This is a genomic window from Sedimentitalea sp. XS_ASV28 (assembly GCF_041224545.1).
Taxonomy (GTDB): domain Bacteria; phylum Pseudomonadota; class Alphaproteobacteria; order Rhodobacterales; family Rhodobacteraceae; genus Sedimentitalea.
On record NZ_JBGFGP010000153.1, the window covers coordinates 1 to 4956 of the forward strand.

At 62.3% G+C, this 4956-nt stretch carries 4 protein-coding genes; 1 reads left to right on the forward strand and 3 read right to left on the reverse strand.

Going from position 1 to position 4956, the window contains the following annotated elements; genetic code table 11:
• Window positions 1-250: 250 nt before the first annotated feature.
• Window positions 251-1657 (forward strand): oligosaccharide flippase family protein, encoded by a 1407-nt coding sequence (locus AB9K34_RS16710; RefSeq protein ID WP_369955570.1) that lies wholly within the window; start codon window positions 251-253, stop codon window positions 1655-1657.
• A gap of 30 nt (window positions 1658-1687) precedes the next feature.
• Here AB9K34_RS16710 and AB9K34_RS16715 read toward each other — a convergent pair whose 3' ends face one another.
• The 3 genes from AB9K34_RS16715 to AB9K34_RS16725 are packed head-to-tail and all read right to left on the reverse strand — an operon-like array spanning window position 1688 to window position 4886.
• Complete coding sequence (locus AB9K34_RS16715) at window positions 1688-2506, reverse strand: glycosyltransferase (protein WP_369955571.1); 819 nt, start codon at window positions 2504-2506, stop codon at window positions 1688-1690.
• A gap of 19 nt (window positions 2507-2525) precedes the next feature.
• Complete coding sequence (locus tag AB9K34_RS16720) at window positions 2526-3362, reverse strand: CpsD/CapB family tyrosine-protein kinase (protein WP_369955572.1); 837 nt, start codon at window positions 3360-3362, stop codon at window positions 2526-2528.
• A 3-nt stretch (window positions 3363-3365) separates the two neighbouring features.
• Window positions 3366-4886: a GumC family protein gene (locus AB9K34_RS16725; protein ID WP_369955573.1), complete on the reverse strand. Its 1521-nt coding sequence runs from the start codon at window positions 4884-4886 to the stop codon at window positions 3366-3368.
• Window positions 4887-4956: the final 70 nt, after the last annotated feature.

A 4956-nucleotide genomic window follows, 5' to 3' on the forward strand; every position in this document is an offset into this window, starting at 1 on the left:
TCTTCTCACACGCCGACACCCAATACCCACGGTGCGATATCAAAAGCATCACCAAAAACCCAAAACAGACACAAATCCACTGCCTTCTCTAGTTTCATCAAACAATCTCCGCAACAACTCCAATAAAAATAACAGGGATATTCCAGCGACTGCCGGAGGAATTTATCCCCGACATCGTTGCCCGGTCGCTTGCATCGATCCGGACTATAGACCAAGACAGGTATCGTTGTTCCGATAAGAGGTTCCTTCCTTGTCCAGTCCCATGATCTCCCTGCGCCAGAAGTACGACAAATTCGTCCGTGGCGACGGCACCGGCGCGCGCGCGACCCGAAGTTCGGCCTATACGATGGGAGGTTACATGGCGGCCCAGGCCATTCGTCTGGGGGCCAATCTGATCCTGACGCGCCTATTGTTTCCGGAAGCCTTCGGGCTGATGGCGCTGGTGATGCTTTTTCTGCAGGGTTTGCAGATGTTCTCGGATGTGGGCGTGGGTCCCTCGATCATGCAGAACAGGCGTGGAGACGAACCGGACTTTCTCAACACCGCATGGACCATCCAGGTCATCCGTGGGTCCATCCTGTGGCTTGCGACACTTGCGCTGGCCGTTCCCGTGGCGCGCTTTTACGGCGAGCCGCAACTTGCCCAACTGATGCCGGTGGCCGGGTTTTCCCTGTTCATTGCCGGTTTCAATTCGACACGGATCGAAACCGCCCACCGGCACATGACGCTTGGACGTGTCACCCTGATCGATCTGTCCTCGCAGGCGTTGGGCGCGGTGGCGATGATCATTTTCGCGCTGATTTTCCGATCGGTCTGGGCGCTGTTGGTTGCATCGCTCGTCGCCGCAGGCAGCAAGGCCCTGTTCAGCCATCTGTTTCTGCCCGGCCATCCCAATCGGCTACGCTGGGAAAAGAGCGCGGGAACCGAACTGATACATTTTGGAAAATGGATATTCCTGTCCACCATGTGCGGGTTCATCATCACCCAGGGTGATCGGCTGATTCTCGGAAAGTTCCTGAGCATCGGGATGTTGGGAATCTACAATATCGGCCATTTTCTCGCGAGTTTTCCGTTCATTCTCGGCTCGGCCATTGTCGTCAAGATCATGATACCGCTGTACCGCGACAAACATCCCTCGATTTCGCGCGGCAATTTCAAAAAGATCCGCATGGTGCGGATGCTGCTGACCATAACGATCCTGTCGATGGCCGCCTTCATGGCGCTTGCGGGCGTAAAGCTCACCGAGTTTCTCTATGATCCTCGGTTCTATCTGTCCGGTCCGGTTCTGGTGCTCGTGGCGATTGCACAATTTCCCCTGATCATCGGCCTGACCTACGATCAGGGGGCGCTGGCCGCCGGGGACTCGCGCGGGTTCTTCTGGGTTCTGCTCGCCAGGTCAACCTTTCTCGTGCTGTTTCTTTTTATCGGAATGAACATGGGCGGGCTGGTGGTCGCCATTCTCATGGTGGGGCTGGGATCGGTCCTGTCACACGGTTTCCTGATCCTGTTGGCGCGCAAGCATGGGGTCTGGGACCCGCTCAATGACGCGGTGTTCTTTGCCGTTGCCGCGGGAATTGCCGCCCTGGCGCTCTGGTTGAACCAGGACGCGATCAATATGCTCTGGGCTTCGCAACAAGGGTTGGAGCAGGTGCAGTAAGGACGCTGTCACAACTGCCGACAGCCGGTGTCACCGTCCTCTGTGCCATGTATTGTTTTTGTTTATGGTTATTCTGGCGGATGTGATGATGGCTGTGTAGATTGTGAAGCTGATGGGGGCTTTGGCGGCGAGTTTGAGTTTTTGGGGGAGTGTGAGCTTTGCCTTGCCTTCGTTTTTCATGATGTCGGGGTAGCGGGTGGCGATTTCGCGGACGCCCGTGTCCTGTCTGCGGCGCACGTTGATCAGGTTGCGCAGCCCTTCGACCACCGGCCATTGATAGCCTGCGGGCACGCCGATCCGTTCGTCGGGGGTGAATTGCAGCCTGACATAGGTGTCGTCCGAGATGACCTCGGGAAACGCGCCCCATCTCGCGCGCCCGGCGGCGTTCACCGCGAACACGCCGCATCCCGGCACGCCCTGTGTCATGAAGGGCACCTGGCGGTAGATGCGGGCATAGGCGCGGCTGATCCAGCTCTGCGCGGTCATCCGCACCCGGCCGCTTGCATAGCGCGGCTGATCGCAGCTCAGCACCGTGCGGAGCTGCGCGAGGAGGGCCGGCTCCACGACCACGTCGGCATCGAGATAGACGCGGATCGGCGCGTCAAGGCGGGCATCGCCGGCATTGAGCGCCGCCAGCTTGCCGCCCTGCCGGCGTTCGATCACCAGCAGCTCCCAGCCGCGCGCGGCGAAATCCGCACTCAGCGCCCGCGCGGCGTCGGCGGTCCTGTCGGTGCAGCCATTGGCGACGACGATCACCCGGACCGGCGCGTCATCGTCCCATCGCGACGCGGCAAGGGCAGCCAGGCAGCCGCCGATCAGGTCCGCCTCGTTGCTGGCCGGGATCAGCACGCCGAGGGCCGGCCGGCGGTCAGCTGCCGTAATCATAGGTCCCGGCATTCTCGGCATAGCGGCATTTGTTCAGCACGACGCCGACCAGGTTCGTCTGGGCCTCGAGATCCTGTTTGCACCGGGTCACCTCGTCCATTGTCGAGGATTCCGCCGCCGCGATCAGAAGGGTCGCATCGACCTGGTCGATAAAGGCCATCGTGTCATCCGCAACCAGCATCGGCGGCATGTCAAAGAGCATCACGTCCGGCCGGTAGAGCGTCTCGACCTGGTCGATCACATGCGCCGCGGCAACCCCCTGCAACAGCTCGGCCGAGTTCGGGGTCACGTGGCTGGTGGCCAGCGCCAGGTTGCGGCCGTGACGCCGGATATGCCCGGCCGCGGGGGCCGCGCCCGACAGGGCCGCGGCAAAATTCGTATCCGTCTGCAGCCGCATCATCCGGGCCAGGGACGGGCGCCGCAGGTCGAGTTCGATCACCATCACCCGAAGGTCGGATTGCCGCGCCAGGCTGAAAGCGAGGTTCAGGCAGATCGTCGACTTGCCACAATCATTGCTGGGCGAGGTGATGGCGATCCGGCGCCAGTCATTGCTGCGCATCTCGTGCAGCAGCTTGGTGCGCATCACGTCGAACGGCGTCGCCTGGGGACCGGGCTGGTAGGTCAGGATCCGGTTGCGGGTGAGTATCCTGGGATTGACCTCGACGGTCGCCAACCCCTGCCACAGCTCGGACAGCGCGGCTTCGTTCCCGCCGGACCCGGCCCCCCGGCCCCCCGCGGCCCGTGCCGGCCCGGTCCCCGGCTTTCCGCCGGCCTGGCGCTCCTTGCGGGCCTTGTCGATGGCGGCGCTGATACGTTCCATATGCTATAACCCCGCCATTTTCCGCAGCTTCACCATGAGGATGTCGATCGGCATGACATAGCTGTGCACCAGGTAGATGACCAGCGGCACGCTGATCGTGGCAATCAGCAGGATGACCGCGATCGTCAGGCGCCGCTTCAGGATCTGGCCCGGCGTCGTCATGTAGGGCAGGGTCATGAAGGGCTTGCTGCCCAGGGCCGTGGTCAGCTCGACCGGGCGCCGGATCGACCGGTTCAGCAGTTCCATCAGAACGATCAGGCCCAGCCCGCCCCCCATGCCGCCCACGACCCCCGCCGCCGCGATCAGCTTGCGATTGGGCGCCGCCGGGGATTCCGGCACGCTGGCCGGTTCGATCACCACGATCCGCTGACCCTTGGACAGCGCCTCGATCCGGTCGCCGGTGCGCGCCTCGCTCAGACCCTCGGTGGCCTGGTTGAACTGCGTCCGGATATTCTCGTAGGTCCGCTCCAGCGTGCCCAGCGTGATGGCATTCTTCGGCGTCTCGTCGATCGAGGCGATCAGGGTCTTCATCTCGGCCTCGACCTGCTCCTTCTGCTCGGACAGGAAGGCGATCTGCCCGTCGATATCGGAAATCTGCAGGTCATAGGCCGTCACCAGCTCGCTGCTGCCGCTGTCGGGCCCGGTCCGGTTGCGTTCCTCCAGCGCGGCGATGCGCGACCGCAGCGACGTGATCCGCGGGTTCTCCGGCGCGTAGATCACCAGCGCCGCCGCCAGTTCGCCCTGCAATTCGCGCAGCAGCCGTTGTTCGGGCGACAGGCTCGCCTCGCTCAGGTCGACCCGGCCGGTCTGCTCGAACAGCTCGGACAGGCGCGCCCGCCGTTCGGTCAGCGAGGCGAATTCGCGATTGATCTGCAGGATGCGCTCCTGCAGCGCCGAGACCCGGTTGCGACGATATTCGAGACTTTCGGGCAGCGCATCCTTGTGCTCCAGCTTGAACTCCAGGATGCGCGCCCCCTGCGCCGCCAGGTCCGAATCCAGCCGCGCCACCTCGTTCTCGAAGAAATCCAGCGTCTGCCGCGTCACCTCGGTGCGCAGCTCGACATTCTGCTGCAGGACCTGCGTCATCAGCTCGTTGGCCACCTGCGAGGCGGTCACCGCCGCCGGCGCCTCGAACGAGATGAAGATCAGCCCGGTCCGGTCCATCCGGTCCGGAATGTCGATCCGCGTGCGGTTGCGCATGTCGTTGACGATCTCGTCCGCCGACATCTTGCCGATATCCTCGTAGACATTGAACGTGCGCGCGATCTCCAGAAGGTTCGCACGGGTCAGCAGGCGCTGCTGGATGACGCGCAGCAATTCATAGGATTCCGCCCGCACCGTCGACGCCGCAAGATCGTCCGGAATCTGCGGCGATTCCACCAGCAGCCGCGCCTGCGCAACATAGACCTTGGGCAGCGTCACAGCCAGAAAAACACCCGTCGTCGCGATGATCAGGAACACCAGCAGAAAATAATGAATCCGCCGCAGAAACAGCGAAAGATAAAACTTAACGTCTGGGATCATTCCGATACGCCTTCACTCCGGACAGGCGCAACATCGCACCAATACTCAACAACATCCAATACAGAACAAA